Annotated in this window: 14 protein-coding genes and 1 pseudogene; 6 read left to right on the top strand and 9 right to left on the bottom strand. The window is 58.9% G+C overall.

Annotation, left to right across the window (positions count from 1 at the left end):
* Positions 1-18 precede the first annotated feature (18 nt).
* Entirely contained in the window at positions 19-426 is a 408-nt protein-coding gene (locus tag QRN10_RS13675; protein ID WP_181081028.1) for an RNA-binding S4 domain-containing protein, read from the top strand.
* Positions 427-495: 69 nt separating this feature from the next.
* Here QRN10_RS13675 and QRN10_RS13680 read toward each other — a convergent pair whose 3' ends face one another.
* Positions 496-1299 carry a phosphatase PAP2 family protein gene (locus tag QRN10_RS13680; RefSeq protein WP_181081027.1) on the bottom strand — a complete coding sequence of 268 codons (804 nt, stop codon included), beginning with the start codon at positions 1297-1299 and terminating at the stop codon, positions 496-498.
* A gap of 104 nt (positions 1300-1403) precedes the next feature.
* Here QRN10_RS13680 and hslO point away from each other — a divergent pair, with 104 nt between their 5' ends.
* Both hslO and QRN10_RS13690 read left to right on the top strand, forming a co-directional pair.
* Positions 1404-2306, top strand: a complete 903-nt coding sequence (gene hslO / locus QRN10_RS13685) for an Hsp33 family molecular chaperone HslO (RefSeq protein WP_253509960.1) — start codon at positions 1404-1406, stop codon at positions 2304-2306.
* A gap of 179 nt (positions 2307-2485) precedes the next feature.
* A complete protein-coding gene (locus QRN10_RS13690; RefSeq protein WP_253509961.1) occupies positions 2486-4027 on the top strand; it encodes a phosphoenolpyruvate carboxykinase in 1542 nt (513 codons plus the stop codon).
* A gap of 103 nt (positions 4028-4130) precedes the next feature.
* Here the strand turns inward: QRN10_RS13690 and QRN10_RS13695 are convergent, their stop codons facing one another.
* The 5 genes and pseudogenes from QRN10_RS13695 to QRN10_RS13715 form a co-directional block, all read right to left on the bottom strand.
* Positions 4131-4487, bottom strand: a complete 357-nt coding sequence (locus QRN10_RS13695; RefSeq protein ID WP_285428551.1) for a DUF1493 family protein — start codon at positions 4485-4487, stop codon at positions 4131-4133.
* A gap of 277 nt (positions 4488-4764) precedes the next feature.
* Positions 4765-5235: a hypothetical protein gene (locus QRN10_RS13700; protein WP_285428552.1), complete on the bottom strand. Its 471-nt coding sequence runs from the start codon at positions 5233-5235 to the stop codon at positions 4765-4767.
* Positions 5236-5491: 256 nt separating this feature from the next.
* A pseudogene (locus tag QRN10_RS13705) lies at positions 5492-5680 on the bottom strand (hypothetical protein); the annotation flags it as partial.
* 312 nt (positions 5681-5992) lie between these two features.
* On the bottom strand, positions 5993-6592 hold the full coding sequence (locus tag QRN10_RS13710) for a putative adenosine monophosphate-protein transferase Fic (RefSeq protein ID WP_181081022.1): 600 nt from the start codon (positions 6590-6592) through the stop codon (positions 5993-5995).
* Positions 6592-6762, bottom strand: a complete 171-nt coding sequence (locus QRN10_RS13715; RefSeq protein WP_080761377.1) for a YhfG family protein — start codon at positions 6760-6762, stop codon at positions 6592-6594. The genes QRN10_RS13710 and QRN10_RS13715 overlap by 1 nt, the downstream gene beginning before the upstream one ends.
* Before the next feature lie 175 nt (positions 6763-6937).
* On the opposite strand from QRN10_RS13715, the gene QRN10_RS13720 reads away from it, so the two are divergent.
* The 3 genes from QRN10_RS13720 to QRN10_RS13730 all read left to right on the top strand — a co-directional run bounded on the left by QRN10_RS13720 (position 6938) and on the right by QRN10_RS13730 (position 10736).
* Complete coding sequence (locus tag QRN10_RS13720; RefSeq protein ID WP_285428553.1) at positions 6938-8113, top strand: tetratricopeptide repeat protein; 1176 nt, start codon at positions 6938-6940, stop codon at positions 8111-8113.
* A 230-nt stretch (positions 8114-8343) separates the two neighbouring features.
* The gene (locus QRN10_RS13725) at positions 8344-10281 is read left to right on the top strand and encodes a RecQ family ATP-dependent DNA helicase (RefSeq protein ID WP_285428554.1); all 1938 of its coding nucleotides are present in this window, start codon (positions 8344-8346) and stop codon (positions 10279-10281) included.
* Positions 10282-10304: 23 nt separating this feature from the next.
* Positions 10305-10736 (top strand): acyl-CoA thioesterase, encoded by a 432-nt coding sequence (locus tag QRN10_RS13730; protein ID WP_181081019.1) that lies wholly within the window; start codon positions 10305-10307, stop codon positions 10734-10736.
* Between the two features lie 65 nt (positions 10737-10801).
* On the opposite strand, the gene QRN10_RS13735 is transcribed toward QRN10_RS13730, so the two are convergent.
* From QRN10_RS13735 to fdhD, 3 genes are all read right to left on the bottom strand, one after another.
* Positions 10802-11281, bottom strand: a complete 480-nt coding sequence (locus QRN10_RS13735) for a glycine zipper domain-containing protein (protein WP_285428555.1) — start codon at positions 11279-11281, stop codon at positions 10802-10804.
* Positions 11282-11488: 207 nt separating this feature from the next.
* A complete protein-coding gene (locus tag QRN10_RS13740) occupies positions 11489-13837 on the bottom strand; it encodes an FdhF/YdeP family oxidoreductase (protein WP_285428556.1) in 2349 nt (782 codons plus the stop codon).
* Positions 13834-14670, bottom strand: coding sequence for a formate dehydrogenase accessory sulfurtransferase FdhD (gene fdhD, locus QRN10_RS13745; RefSeq protein ID WP_266245432.1), 837 nt, complete (start codon positions 14668-14670; stop codon positions 13834-13836). Before fdhD ends, QRN10_RS13740 begins: the two co-directional genes overlap by 4 nt.
* Positions 14671-14711 lie beyond the last annotated feature (41 nt).

Genomic DNA, 14711 nt, shown 5'->3' on the forward strand with positions numbered 1-14711 from the left:
TCAAAGCGAGGAATTCAAGTGGCTCAAAAGCAGGAAGAGGAAGAAAAGGTCCGTTTGGACAAGTGGCTATGGGCGGCGCGTTTTTTTAAAACACGTGCCTTGGCCAAGGCCGCCATTGAGAGCGGCAAGGTGCATCATCGAGGCGAGCGCTGTAAACCGGGCAAAGAGCCACGTGTCGGTGATGAGTTGCAGATTCGGATAGGTTTTGACGAGAAGACCGTCGTGGTCCAGGCACTTTCCATCGTGCGCCGTGGCGCACCCGAAGCACAGGCGCTGTACACCGAAACCGAAGCGAGCATTGCCAAGCGCGAAAATGCGGCAGCCATGCGCAAGGCGGGTGCCACCGGGATGACCACTGATGGCAAGCCGAGCAAGAAACAGCGCCGCGATTTGTTCAAGTTTCGCGGCAGCGGCAGTGATGACTGATTGCGTACAACCCTCGTTAAGACGCGGTCAATGTGGGGGGAGCAAGCCCTCCACATTAGGCCTGCGGCGTTAAGAGGCTGTGCGCATGACGCTCAATCGACCAATCAATGGCAGCTTACCGAGCAACCTGAACAGCGGTGCTGTCACCCGCATCAACACCCCCGACACCTTCGCCGCAAACGGCGTGTAGTACCCCCAGCCTAATGCCAGCAGCGCCAGCAGCACACCGCCGATATAGTCGTCCTGGCCCCAGTGCGCGCCGGCGACCAGGCGCGGCATCATGAACAACAACGCCAAGCCCCAAATGACCAGTATCTGGCCGACGCGCTTGGCAAATACGCTCATGAACATCCCCCAGATCAGCAGCACTGAGGCATGATCACCCGGAAAACTCTGGCTTGAGCGGTCCTTCAATTCCCAGGTTTTTTCCAGGCCGGGGAAATAATCGCTCATCTGAATGGCGCCGCTGATCACCATCGACGGGCTACTGTGCTGCCAACCCATCTGCGCCGCGAGCTTGGAAAACAGCATGCGGATAAACAGCAACAGCAGCAGAATGCCGATGAAACCGAAAAACGCCTGGCGCACCTGCAACGCCTTGAATACCCAGTCGCCGCGAATGAGCAGGGCCAGCAGAATCACACCGACCACTGCATCGAACGGGCGCAGGCTTGCCACGGCCCATAGATGCAGCCAGGCTGAGCTGCTGGCCAGTGGATCATTGAGCAGATGGAACAGCCATTCGTCGAAAGCCACGCAGAGCATCTGCCCCGTGGGCCACAGCCAGAAACACAGCAGCCCGACGGCGATCAGATTGCACAGCGCCCACCCCCCGAGGTTCCACTTGGCTTGGAACAAACCCGGATTGTTCATAAACTGTCCCTCTTCGCTCTGTGAAATCGCACCAATTTGGTGCCAAAGCGTTTAATTTTATAAACTTTGTAACCATTTTGTCATCACTTCAGATACCCAGACCTATGACTGATTTGCCGCATAACGACTTCACCCAACGCTTCATCTTCGACGACAGCGACGCGCGCGGCGAACTGGTGTCGCTGGAGCTCAGCTATGCCGAAGTCCTCGCCAAGCACGCTTATCCAGAACCGGTCGCGCAACTGCTGGGCGAACTGATGGCCGCGGCGGCTTTGCTGGTGGGCACCATGAAGTTCGATGGTTTGCTGATCCTGCAGGCGCGTTCCGAAGGCCCGATTCCGCTGTTGATGATCGAATGTTCCAGCGAGCGCGACATTCGCGGTCTGGCCCGTTACGACGCCGCCCTGATCGCCGCGGACGCGACCTTGTCGGATCTGATGCCCAACGGCGTATTGGCGCTCACCGTCGATCCGACTCAGGGCCAGCGCTACCAGGGCATCGTCGACCTCGATGGCAAGACATTGTCGGAATGTTTCACCAACTATTTCGTAATGTCCCAGCAGGTGGGCACCAAGTTCTGGCTCAACGCCGACGGTAAACGCGCCCGAGGCATGCTGTTGCAGCAATTGCCGGCCGATCGCATCAAGGACGACGACGATCGTGCGGAAAGCTGGCGCCATACCATCGCCCTGGCCGACACCCTGAAAGCCGAAGAACTGCTGGGCCTGGACAACGAAACCATTCTCCATCGTCTGTACCACGAGGAAGCCGTGCGGCTGTTTGACGCGCAGGGCCTGCGCTTCCGTTGCAGCTGCTCCCGCGAGCGTTCGGCGAACGCCTTGGTCAGCCTGGGACTGGAAGATGCGCAGAATCTGGTGGTGGAACACGGCGGCAATATCGAGATCGACTGCCAATTCTGCAACCAGCGCTATCTGTTCGATGCCGCTGATGTCGCCCAATTGTTCGCTGGCGCAGGCGTCGACACCCCTTCCGGTACCCGACACTAAAACGTTTAAGCACAGGTAAATCACCTGTCGATTGCCGTATTAGCGCTGTTCTGACGGGAGGGCCCTACTCTTTTTGGGCTTTTCTGGCATAATCCGGCCCACTTTTTTCGCGGTAGTAGTGCGCAACTTTCTACTACAAAACGTTTGGAGCACTCGGCCATAGGCCGACGGGGAACCTCATGACGCAAGCCAACAACGCCGTATACACCGATCTGAGTGTTGACGATCTGGTTAAAGAAGCCCTGCAGCGCGGTGAAGGCGTGCTTGCCGATACGGGTGCGCTGGTTGTAGAAACCGGTCACCGCACCGGCCGTTCGCCAGTCGATCGTTTCATTGTTGAAGAGCCTTCCACCCAGGACGCCATTGCCTGGGGCCCGATCAATCGCAAGTTCCCGGCCGACAAGTTCGACGCCCTGTGGGCGCGTGTCGAAGCGTTCAACAATGCGCAAGAGCATTTCGTTTCCCACGTTCATGTAGGTGCTTCGGCAGACCACTACCTGCCCGTGAAAATGACCACCCAGACTGCCTGGCAGAACCTGTTCGGTCGTTGCCTGTTCATCAACCCGGCCCAGTACAACCCTGCTGGCCGTGACGAATGGCAAGTGCTCAACGTGGCCAACTTCGAGTGTGTGCCGGAGCGTGACGGCACCAACTCCGACGGTTGCGTGATCCTCAACTTCGCCCAGAAAAAAGTGCTGATCGCCGGTATGCGTTACGCCGGTGAAATGAAGAAAGCCATGTTCTCGGTGCAGAACTTCCTGCTGCCGGCCGCCGATGTGCTGCCAATGCACTGCGCCGCCAACATCGGCGAAGCAGGCGACGTGACCCTGTTCTTCGGTCTGTCGGGTACCGGCAAGACCACCTTGTCCGCCGACGAAAGCCGTTACCTGATCGGCGACGACGAGCACGGCTGGGGCGAAGGCGTTGTGTTCAACATCGAAGGCGGTTGCTATGCCAAGTGCATAGACCTGTCCGAGAAGAACGAACCGGTTATCTGGAAAGCCATCAAGCACGGCGCGGTGCTGGAAAACGTGGTGATCGACGAGGCCAAGCACGCCGACTACACCAATGTGAGCCTGACCCAGAACAGCCGCGCCGCCTATCCGCTGGAGCACGTTGCCAAGCGTTCCGAGAAAAACCTGGGCGGCGAGCCTAACGCGGTGATCTTCCTGACCTGCGACCTGACTGGCGTACTGCCGCCGGTGTCGATCCTCAGCGAAGAGCAAGCGGCCTATCACTTCCTGTCCGGCTACACCGCACTGGTGGGCTCGACTGAAATGGGCTCGGGCAGCGGTATCAAGTCGACCTTCTCCACCTGCTTCGGCGCACCGTTCTTCCCACGCCCGGCCGGTGAATACGCAGAGCTGTTGATCAAGCGCATTCGTGGTTTCGGCTCGAAGGTCTACCTGGTTAATACCGGTTGGACCGGCGGCGGCTACGGTGTCGGCAAACGGTTCAACATCCCGACCACGCGCGGCGTGATCGCAGCGATTCAGAGCGGCGCGTTGATCGGTGCTGAAACCGAACACCTCGACACCATCAACCTCGACGTGCCACTGGCCGTACCGGGCGTTGAGACCGGCTTGTTGAACCCACGTAACACCTGGGCTGACAAGGCCGCTTACGATGAAGCAGCGAAGGCCCTGGCCGGCCTGTTCATCGAGAACTTCAAGAAGTTCGAAGTGAGCGATGCGATCAAGGCTGCGGGTCCGAAGTTGTAAGATTCGGCCGCTGTGAAAGAGCCGCCCCTTTGTGGGCGGCTTTTTTATGGGCGGCGTCAGGCTGAAGCGGATATCCGTGTCGGAAGGCTAAGTGTTTTAGCGCTCAGCTCAGATTTTCCAGGGTCTGCGTGTCCCAGCTGTGAGTTTTGATGGCCAAATAGAGCATACCGATAGTCAGTGGGACCTTGTCGCCATGGCCTTTGCTGCGACGCTTGAGGAACACGTCAAAGACCGGCGGGTTGAAGTAGCGATAAGTGTCGTAGTCGCCCAGGTCGAGGGTGAACTCCTGCTCCAGTTTTTCCATGAGCTGCTTGGCTTCACTGCCGTCACAGCCCAGGTCGAAATTAAGTGAGGTTTGCAGGCGGATGGTCTTGTGTTTCGGCAGGCCGATTTCTTCGTGCAGCAGCTGCAGGAGTTGCTGCATCACGGGGTCTTCGGGGAGGTTCGGGGCGAGGTTCATGGTGGGGGCACGCAGGAGTGGATGAAGGGGCTGGTTGCGTTGGAGGCGGTATTTGTTTCGAGTGATGAAGAGCGCCAAGCCTATTAAGAATACAAAGACAGGTAGCAGGGGCATTCTGAGGATCACCGCTACATAGGGTAGTAGGAACGTCAAAATAAGGCCTATTGTAATAAATGTGACTGCGAAGTGCTTTCTGAGCATGGGGTCTGTGATTTGGTAGTGCAGCACCAAATAGATAATGAGAAAGGAAGCGGATTGAAGGTAAAGGGCCATGTCACTAAGACTCGTCCGAGTAGACATGCATTGAGAGTGTTGACCGCTGAGGTCCTATGCCTCCTCTCACACTGGCATCCAGACCGATGATGATGTCTCCAGCGTGATATCTACGAAGCTTGCCGGAAATCGAATCTCCAACGAAGCCCGCGGTTACGGTTGAAATGGCAATCCCCCATGCTTTAACCGCTCCGGAGATTATGTTTTTGATGAGCACGTTTTGGTCGTTTAACCGATCGGCCTGATTCCGTCTCAAAGGATGGGAAATCGCGACCGCCATTTCGCTTGGCAAGTCTCTGGCCAGTATTTTTTCGTACAGCCCACTTATCTGATCGCGCACTTGTCGCGCTGCCGTTTTTGTTTCAAGCAGGCATAGATTGGCCAAAGCATGCCGATTGTCAGGCACTACAGTGAAGCGAATCACTGTGAAGATGACGCCATAGTGGCCGATGTGTTGAGTCCTTTCGATTTTCACAGGTTTCTGCCGAGAAAGTTGAGACCGCGCTATTTTCATTCAGCTACGGGTAACTTCTGTAGAGGGTCAAGCGGGTGTTTGGAGCAGTTTGGGAAGGGGATGTCGCTGTGTTTGGAGGTTTCCTACAACCGTTTCCGGAATTTGTGGTTTGTAGGAGCGAGCTTGCTCGCGAAAAACTCAAGGACGCCGCGTTTCTTCTGGTTTGCCGCGCCATCGTTGACGATTTTCGCGAGCAAGCTCGCTCAAAGCGTGTTGCTTAGATTTGCGGTTGTTCGGGTTGCAGCTGTACATGTTGCGCCGCTTCCAACAAATCACAGCCGTCCTGGACGAGCAGGTACAAGGCGTTGGTGATGTGGGAGATGTCTTTGAGGTTGGCGTGTTCGAAGGTCAGGCAGGAGAAGGTTTCCAGCAGGTCCGTAGCTGCGCGGATGCGTTGGTGGGCGGCGGACTGTGTCCAGGTTGGTCAACCGGCAGGGATCACCCGGCACGCCCGAAGGCGTCCCAAACACAGCCGCCATGAAGCGTATGGGCACGTAAGTGCCTACGACATCTGAGGGTGCGTATGCGATCTCTGTAATCGGGTGACCAAACCCGATCGCTGATTTTGCAGCGAGGGGCGAACTATAGGTGGGTGCGGTGCAATGGTGCAATACAGGCAAAGGCTGTTTCAGATCGTTCCCACGCTCCCGCGTGGGAATGCATCCCGTGACGCTCTGCGTCACCCGTGCCGAGGACCCACGCAGCGCGTGAGGAACGATCACTGCCTTACAGGCCTGCTGATACACCGCTCAAAAATCGCCTCCAACCCCCGATAATCACACGCCACCGCATCAATATTCGCCGGTATCCACGCCGCGTGTTTGACCAGCCACCAGTTCACTGAAAACCCTGCATTGACGATGATTTGCTCGAACAAAATCCGCTGCGCCCGGCCGTTGCCTTCGCGGAACGGGTGGATCACGTTGAGGTCGCCATACGCCTCGGCAACCTGCGTCACCAGTTCGGCTTGGCTCGCGCCCACAAACCAGTTTGCATCTTCCATGTGCCGAATGATCTTCGCCGCTTCCGGTTGGATGCGTTCCGGGGTGCAGAACAGGGTGTCGCCTTTTCGGATGTTGACGCTGCGCAGTTCACCGGCCCAGTCGTAGATGTCGCCGAACAGCGTCCGGTGGATGTACTGCAGGCGTTCGAGGTCGTAGGGCGGCGGGAAGAGCGGGAGGCTGCCTACAGCGATTTCGGATAGTTCCCGCTCGGCCTGGTGCAGGCGTTGTTCGTCGAGCAAATCGAGGCGGTTGCGCAGGACGCTGCTACCGGGGTAGCAGTACGGGTCCTGGCCCACCCCGTATTTGTCGAGCATCAGCGTGGAGTGTTGCGGTACTTGGCAAGCACGGCTTCGCGGGTCGGCAGGGGTTTGTCGACATCGGCCGGTTGGGTCTCGAACCCTTCCAAGCGCAGGCTGGCCAGGTAATTGGAGCGACGGATCTTGTGGTAGTGATCCTGTTTTTGCTCAAACGTCAGTTCGCTCATTACAGCTTCCTCCTGGGTGGCAAGGCTTGATTGTAGCTCAATGCGTCAGCGGAAAGGCGGGATAAAAACCACGTCACATTTTGTATAAATACTCCGCCATGGGGCTGAATTCAGCGTATGTTTCACCGCAAAATCTTGTAGGGCGATTCCGCCCATCATTTAAAGGGAGTTAAGCATGAGTTTGCTTCGTGTCGCTTCGACGATGTCATTGTGTGCGGTGGCTTTTTCCGTTCAGGCCGAGCAGTTGCCGATTGAAGTGCTCAGCGCGGTGGTCAAGGATCAGAAAATCGCCGATGCCGAAGTATTGCTGCAGCGCAATGGTGCGCAGAACGTGGTGGGCCGCACCAACGCCCAGGGCCAAGTGACCCTGACCAGCGAAGCCGCCGATGATGCGAGCAACCTGTTGATCATCAAGAAGCCGGGCTATTCCAACCTGGTGGTCAAGTGCCCTTGCGCAGGCATGACCTATGCCATCAGCCCGGTCATGGAAAACCTTGACGGGCTGCGCGTCGTGCTGACGTGGGGCAAGACCCCGGAAGATCTCGACTCCCACATGATTTTCCCGGGCAATAACATTTATTTCGAAAACAAGCAGGGGACTGACGCCGAGTTGGACGTGGACGACGTCGACAGCTATGGCCCGGAAACCATCACCCTGCAGAAAAAACACTACGGCGAAAGTTATGTATATGCGGTGCATGACTTCACCAATATCGCCAATCCGAGTTCACGCCAGTTGTCGAACAGCGAAGCCAAAGTGTTCGTGTACATGGGCCAGTCGCTGGTGCGCACTTACTACGTGCCGAAAAACCGTAGCGGCAACCTGTGGACGGTATTCCGCATGACCGGCAGCGGCGACTTCCAGGACATCAATACCTTCAGCGGTGTAAAGGTGGACGCCAAGGATGTGCTCAACGAAGTCAAACCGTTGCTGGATGACAGCGTTGCCGTGACCGCCGTGGCCGTCAGCTCCTCCGCACAAGCGGACGCGAAACGTCTGAACGTGCAAGGTGAAGCGGCCTACCAAGCCGGCAATCTGGATCAGGCCATCGAGTTGTTCCGTCAGGCGATCGATCTGGACAACGGCTTCGGCAAAGCCTACGGCAACCTTGGCCTGGCTTATCAGAAGGCCGGTAACACCGCCGAGTCGATCTGGGCCAATCGCAAGGCCGTCGCCTTGGCCACTGGCGCGAATGCAGCGACCGTGCGTGCCGGTGCCTACTACAACATTGCGCGGATCTACGAAGCGGCGGGGCAGTTTGCGGATGCGTTGCGTCATTACCAGCTAGCCAAGGAACAGAAGGCCAACCCGGTGTATGACACGGCGATCGAGCGGGTGCAGAATCGCTGATTCAGCTGTAGTGCAGTTTTGAAAATGTGGGAGGGGCTCCCGATAGCCCCTCCCACCTTTGGGTTGTAGTGTTGCTACAGCCACAGTCGAACTCGTCGAACTTGGCCCAAGGCCATTGCTGCACCCTGTGTATCATCCTGTCTCTTTTTTCCATGCGACCTTTCTCGATTCGCTGAACTGACTGGGCTACGTTTTTAAGCCACCTTCAGCGGTCAATGGAGTGACAGCCTATGCACGACACCCTCCAGCAGGTCTTTGGTTATCCACAGTTTCGTTTGGGTCAGGAAGAAACGGTCAACGCCGTACTGGCCGGCCGTTCGGCTGCGGCCATTTTCCCTACGGGGTCGGGCAAGTCCCTGTGTTATCAATTGTCGGCGGTACTGCTGCCGCACCTGACGCTGGTGGTGTCGCCGCTGTTGGCGCTGATGCAGGATCAGTTGGGCTTCCTGCAACGCCACGGTATTTCAGCAGGCAGTATCGATTCGGCGCAAAGCCGAGAGGATGCCAATGATGTGATGGCCCGGGCGCGTTCCGGCGAGCTGAAAATCCTGATGATTTCCGTGGAGCGCTTGAAGAACGAACGCTTTCGCAACTTCCTGCAAAGTGTGCAGATCTCGTTGCTGGTGGTGGATGAGGCGCACTGTATTTCCGAATGGGGCCACAACTTCCGTCCGGACTATCTGAAGCTGCCGGATTACCAACGCCAGTTCAAGATCCCACAAGCGTTGCTGTTGACGGCGACAGCGACGCCCAAGGTGATCGCCGATATGCAGGCCAAGTTCGCCATTGCGCCGGACGACGTGGTCACCACGGGCTTCTATCGACCGAACCTTAATTTGCTGGTCGAACCGGTCAACGGTGCAGACAAGCGCCGCCGTCTTGTGCAGTGGATGAGCGAGCGGGCCAACCAGCCGAGCATCGTCTACGTCACCCTGCAGAAAACCGCCGAGCAGATTGCCGAGCATCTGAACCGTAACGGCATCCAGGCCGAGGCCTATCATGCCGGCTTGCCCCACGATAAACGCGAAGGTATCCAGCAGCGCTTCATGGACGGGCGCTCCAATTGCATTGTGGCCACCATCGCGTTCGGGATGGGCATCGATAAAAGCGATATCCGTAATGTGGTGCACTTCGACCTGCCCAAGTCCATCGAGAACTACAGCCAAGAAATCGGCCGCGCCGGGCGTGATGGCCAGCCTTCGGACTGCCTGGTGCTGGCCAACCGCGACAGCCTCAATGTGCTGGAGAACTTCGTCTACGGCGACACGCCTGAGCAGGAGGGTATTCGCCGCGTGCTCGAAGACTTGCAGGCGGCGCGTAGCGAGGGGCAGTGGGAGTTCCTGCTGAGGTCGCTGTCGGATCACAGCAATATCCGCGAGCTACCGCTCAAGACGCTGCTGGTGCAACTGGAGCTCAAGGGCGTGATCGCGCCGCGCTACGCGTTTTACGCGGAATACCGCTTCAAGTATCTGGTCGACCCCGAGGCTTTATTGGCGCGCTTTGCCGGTGAGCGGCAACAGTTTGTCGCGGCGATCATCCAAGTGTGCAAGCGCGCGAAAACCTGGGCCACGGTGGATTTCGATGCGCTTTACCAGCAGCACAACGCCGAGCGCAGCCGGGTGGTGAAGGCGCTGGATTACTTCCAGGAACAGGGGCTGATCGAGCTGGAAAGCAAGCAGATGACGGAGGTCTACAGCCTGCTGAATACCGATTTTGACCCACAGCGGTTGAGCGCCGAGTTATACACAGGCTTCAAGCAGCACGAGGTGACGGAGGTGGCGCGGATTCACGCCATGCTCGATCTGTTCGCCACCGAGCACTGTCTGGGCCAGCGGCTGGCCCATTATTTTGGTGATGAAAACGCGCCGCAACGCTGCGGGCATTGCTCGGTGTGCCACGGGCATGTCGCGCATCTGCCGGCACCGCCGGGTCTGCCGCCGCTTGTGGATAAAAACTTCATGGGGCTGTGCGGTGATTTTATCCACAGGCATCATGAACATACCGGCCAACTGCCCGGCGCTGAACGGCTGACGCGTTTCCTGGGAGGTATCAGCGTACCGTTGTTTACCAAGTTAAAGGCGCGGGGCATTCCGGGTTTCGCTGCGCTGGAAGACTACCCCTACGCCGACGTACGCGAATGGGCCGAGGCTCATTTGCATGACCTGTAACTTCCCTTTCATGAGAGGTATCCATGCCTGACTCAGTGCCGCAACGCGCCGATTACCCTCACTTCCAGTCGATCATCACGCGCTGGCACGACAACGATGTGTACGGCCATGTGAACAACGTCACCTACTACAGCTTTTTTGACACGGCGGTGAATACCTACCTGATTGAACAGGGCGGGCTGAATATCCATGACGGGGAAGTGGTCGGGTTTGTGGTCAGTTCGGCGTGCGATTACTTTGCGTCGATTGCTTTCCCGGAGCGCATTGATATCGGCCTGCGCGTGGGCAAGTTGGGCAACAGCTCAGTGCAATACGAGTTGGCGGTATTCAAGGCAGGCGAGCAGGAAGCCTGTGCGGCGGGGCGTTTTGTGCATGTGTTCGTGGATCGGGGGACAAACCAGCCGGTGACGATTCCGGGAGTGCTACGCGAGGCATTGCAGAGGTTGGTGGCCTGACCGAACAAGCCGATGTGGGAGGTGGCAAGCCCCTCCCACATGGGTGTTGAGGTGTTCTTTAGAGCTTAGCGGTGACGGTAGTGATGCTTGTTCTTGCGATGCCCGTAGGCGTGACCGCGGCCTGGGTGATCGTCACGATAATAGCGACGGTCGTCGCGACCACGATAACCACGGTCATCGTCGTCGCTCTTGTTGCCCATATAGTTGCCCAATGCACCACCCGCGCCACCGCCGGCTGCGGAGCCGACCAGTGCACCTGTGCTGCCGCCGACGCTGCGGCCCACAACGTTACCGCCGGCTGCGCCCAGTGCGCCGCCAATGGCTGCTTCGCCACGGCTGCGTTTGTCGGCGCCGACCGCGCTGCCGCCCGCGCCGCCGAGGGCTGCGCCGATCGTCGAACCGGTGTTGCCGCCCAGCTGCTGGCCGACGACAGAACCTAGAACCCCGCCCAATGCGCCGCCCACACCGGCTTCGGTGGTGCCACCGGCCAGGGCTGCGCCACTGACCAGGCCAAGGGACAACAAGAGAATCGAGGAGAACTTCATTCGGGAAACCTCAAGGGGATGACGGCGCGATCCTGAGGCTGTATTGACATTGTGACAATAGAAATCCGACCAGTAACACGAGTTGTACACAATTCTCTAAGCTACTGTTTTAACTATGGAACTTAAGTGATTTTTACGAGTCATTAGCTACTTCGGAACGGCCGCTTTTATATAAAAGCGGCCTTTTTTTGTGTCCGAAATGATCGGTCAAGCCGAACGCGACATGATCAAACCGCTCTCGCTCGCCGCTTCCAGGCGGATCGCCACAAACTTCGACGTTGGCGTATGGCTGCCGTCGCCTGTGCTTTCGAGCGGCACCAGCGGGTTCACTTCCGGGTAATAAGCCGCTGCCTGCCCCGCTGGAATATCAAATGCCAGCAAAGTGAAGCCCTTCACCCGGCGCTCGCGTCCATCCTCCCACAACGACACAATGTCGGCCTTCTGTCCTGGCTTGAAGCCCAGTCGGATAATGTCGGCTTCGTTGACGAACAACACGTCACGCTGCCCCTTGACCCCACGGTAACGGTCGTCCAAGCCATAAATGGTGGTGTTGTACTGATCGTGGGAACGCATCGACTGCATGATCAAATCCGGCACGCGCCCTGTGGCGTGGGTGCGTTCGTGGATCAGGTCCTTGGGCAGCACGTTCGGGCGGAAGCTGGCACGGCCCGATGGGGTGTTCCAGCGGCGCGCACCTGCGGAGTTACCCAGATAGAAACCGCCCGGGTTTTTGATCTTCTCGTTGAAGTCCTTGAAGCCTGGGATGGTGTCGGCGATCAGGTCGCGGATGCGTCGGTAGTCCGCTACCAGCCAGTTCCAATCGACCGGCTGGCTGCCCAGGGTCGCGGCGGCGATGCCGGCCAGAATCGCCGGCTCGGATTTCATCAGGCTCGACAGCGGCTGCAATTGACCATTGGAGCCGTGGACCATGCTGAACGAGTCTTCCACCGTCACCGCTTGCGGGCCTTCGGCCTGGATATCGATGTCGGTACGGCCCAGGCACGGCAGGATCAGCGCTTCTTTGCCGTGCATCAGATGGCTGCGGTTGAGCTTGGTGCTGATCTGCACGGTCAGGTCGCAGTTGCGCAGCGCTTGGAAGGTGCGCGTGCTGTCCGGCGTGGCTTGGGCGAAGTTGCCGCCCAGGCCGATAAACACCTTGGAGCGGCCCTCCAGCATGGCGTGGATCGCTTCGACCACGTTGTGGCCGTTGGTGCGCGGCACCTGGAACTGGAAGCGGCGCTCCAGCGCATCAAGGAACGCGACCGGCGGGCGCTCGTTGATGCCCATGGTGCGGTCGCCCTGCACGTTGCTGTGACCACGTACCGGGCACAGGCCTGCGCCCGGACGGCCGATATTACCGCGCAGCAGCATCAGGTTGGCGATTTCCTGAATGGTCGGCACCGAGTGGCGGTGCTGGGTGATACCCATCGCCCAGCACATGATCACGTTCTTGCCTTTGGCGTACATGCGCGCCGCCTGCTCGATTTCCACCAGGGACAGGCCGGATTGCTCGACGATCTCATCCCATGAGGTGTCGTCGATCCTGGCCAGGTAATCCAGCACGTTGGCGGTATGTTCATTGAGGAAGTCGTGGTCGAACACGGCTTCCTTGCCTTCGGCCTGGGCCTGGCGTTCCCACAACAGCAGGAACTTGGCCATGCCGCGCAGGATGGCCATGTCGCCGCCCAATGCCGGGCGGAAATACGCGGTATTGGTCGGCTTGTCGCCGTTGGTGAGCATTTCCAGCGGATGCTGCGGATGCTGGAAGCGTTCCAGGCCGCGCTCCTTGAGTGGGTTGATGCACACCACCTGGGCGCCGCGCTTTACCGCCTCGCGCAAGGGTTCGAGCATGCGCGGATGGTTGGTGCCAGGGTTCTGGCCCCAGACGAAGATCGCCTCGGCATGTTCGAAGTCATCAAAGGTCACCGTGCCTTTGCCGACCCCCACGCTCTGCGCCAGGGCCACGCCGCTGGCTTCGTGGCACATGTTCGAGCAGTCCGGGAAGTTGTTGGTGCCGTAGGCGCGTACAAAGAGTTGATACAGGTACGCGGCTTCGTTGCTGGCGCGTCCGGAGGTATAGAACTCAGCCATGTCCGGGCTGGGCAGGGCATTGAGATGCTTGCCGATCAGATCGAAGGCCGCTTCCCAACTGATGGGTTTGTAACGGTCGCTTGCGGGGTCGTAGCGCATCGGCTCGGTCAGGCGGCCCTGATATTCCAGCCAGTAGTCGCTCTGCTCCAGCAAGGCGGTGACGCTGTGTTTGGCGAAGAATGCACCATCCACGCGGCGCTTGGTGGCTTCCCAGTTGACCGCCTTGGCGCCGTTTTCGCAGAACTTGACCATGCCGCTTTCCGGCGAGTCGCCCCAGGCGCAGCCTGGGCAGTCGAAGCCGCCGTTCTGGTTGGTCTTGAGCATCATGCGCAGGTTTTTCAACGCGTTGTCGCTGGTCAGCCAGGCATGGGCGACGCTGATCAGCGCGCCCCAGCCGCCGGCCGGGCCTTTGTACGGCTTGTAGCGCGGGGTCGGGGTTTGGTCGGCTTGATGATGATTGCTCATGGCTGGTTCTCCATCGCAGGGCTGTAGACCCGCGGCGCACTTTTCTGCGGCAGGTGGATGAGATTGAGGTTGTGTCGGCGGGCCCATTGCAGGGCCAGGCCGGTGGGCGCCGACAGGCTGACCAGGGTCTGGATGCCCGCGCGCAGGACTTTCTGAATCAGTTCGAGGCTGCAACGGCTGGTGACAATCGCCACGCCACCGTCGGTTGGGATCTGTTGGCGGATCAACGCGCCGATCAACTTGTCCAGGGCGTTGTGCCGGCCGATGTCTTCGCGGCCCAGCAACAATTCGCCCTGGTTATTCATAAAGACCGCCGCGTGCACCGCACCGCTGTGCTGGCCCAGGGGCTGGAAAGCGCTGATGCGGTGACGCAGGCCATCGAGCCACTCAACGGGCGGCAGAGGCGCGCCGGGCAGCACTGGCAGATCCGGCAGGGCTTGTTCCACGGCTTCTACGCCGCACAGGCCGCAGCCGCTGGTGCCCGCCAACTGGCGGCGCTGTTGCTTGAGGTTCCAGAACGCGCGATTGGAAATCTGCACGTGGGCGTACTGGGCGGAGCCCGAGCCACTGAGTTTCAGGTCATACATGTCACTGATGTCAGCGATGATGCCGCTGCCCAGGCTGAAACCGACGATAAAGTCTTCCAGATCGGTTGGGGTCACCAGCATCACGGCCTGGCTGATGTCGTTATAGGCGATCGCCAGCGCCACTTCTTCGGCCAGCGCGGTGCTGTCGACGTTTGTGCGGTCAAGCGTGCAGTATTGATAGCTCTGGCTGGCCGACGCGGGCGCATCTGCTGCAGGCGCCGCGCAGGTTGGGCGCTGGGCGTTCATGGGGCGATACCACCGACGGATTGATCAGTGGTTAGACTAGG

Source organism: Pseudomonas sp. lyk4-R2A-8, assembly GCF_030209095.1.
Lineage (GTDB): Bacteria > Pseudomonadota > Gammaproteobacteria > Pseudomonadales > Pseudomonadaceae > Aquipseudomonas > Aquipseudomonas quebecensis.

What these genes read in the sequence shown, in the direction of transcription:
- QRN10_RS13680 (WP_181081027.1), bottom strand. Translation starts at nt 1,299, where the DNA reads ATGAACAATCCGGGTTTGTTCCAAGCCAAGTGGAACCTCGGGGGGTGG.
- hslO (WP_253509960.1), top strand. Translation starts at nt 1,404, where the DNA reads ATGACTGATTTGCCGCATAACGACTTCACCCAACGCTTCATCTTCGAC.
- QRN10_RS13690 (WP_253509961.1), top strand. Translation starts at nt 2,486, where the DNA reads ATGACGCAAGCCAACAACGCCGTATACACCGATCTGAGTGTTGACGAT.
- QRN10_RS13695 (WP_285428551.1), bottom strand. Translation starts at nt 4,487, where the DNA reads ATGAACCTCGCCCCGAACCTCCCCGAAGACCCCGTGATGCAGCAACTC.
- QRN10_RS13710 (WP_181081022.1), bottom strand. Translation starts at nt 6,592, where the DNA reads ATGCTCGACAAATACGGGGTGGGCCAGGACCCGTACTGCTACCCCGGT.
- QRN10_RS13715 (WP_080761377.1), bottom strand. Translation starts at nt 6,762, where the DNA reads ATGAGCGAACTGACGTTTGAGCAAAAACAGGATCACTACCACAAGATC.
- QRN10_RS13720 (WP_285428553.1), top strand. Translation starts at nt 6,938, where the DNA reads ATGAGTTTGCTTCGTGTCGCTTCGACGATGTCATTGTGTGCGGTGGCT.
- QRN10_RS13725 (WP_285428554.1), top strand. Translation starts at nt 8,344, where the DNA reads ATGCACGACACCCTCCAGCAGGTCTTTGGTTATCCACAGTTTCGTTTG.
- QRN10_RS13730 (WP_181081019.1), top strand. Translation starts at nt 10,305, where the DNA reads ATGCCTGACTCAGTGCCGCAACGCGCCGATTACCCTCACTTCCAGTCG.
- QRN10_RS13735 (WP_285428555.1), bottom strand. Translation starts at nt 11,281, where the DNA reads ATGAAGTTCTCCTCGATTCTCTTGTTGTCCCTTGGCCTGGTCAGTGGC.
- QRN10_RS13740 (WP_285428556.1), bottom strand. Translation starts at nt 13,837, where the DNA reads ATGAGCAATCATCATCAAGCCGACCAAACCCCGACCCCGCGCTACAAG.
- fdhD (WP_266245432.1), bottom strand. Translation starts at nt 14,670, where the DNA reads ATGAACGCCCAGCGCCCAACCTGCGCGGCGCCTGCAGCAGATGCGCCC.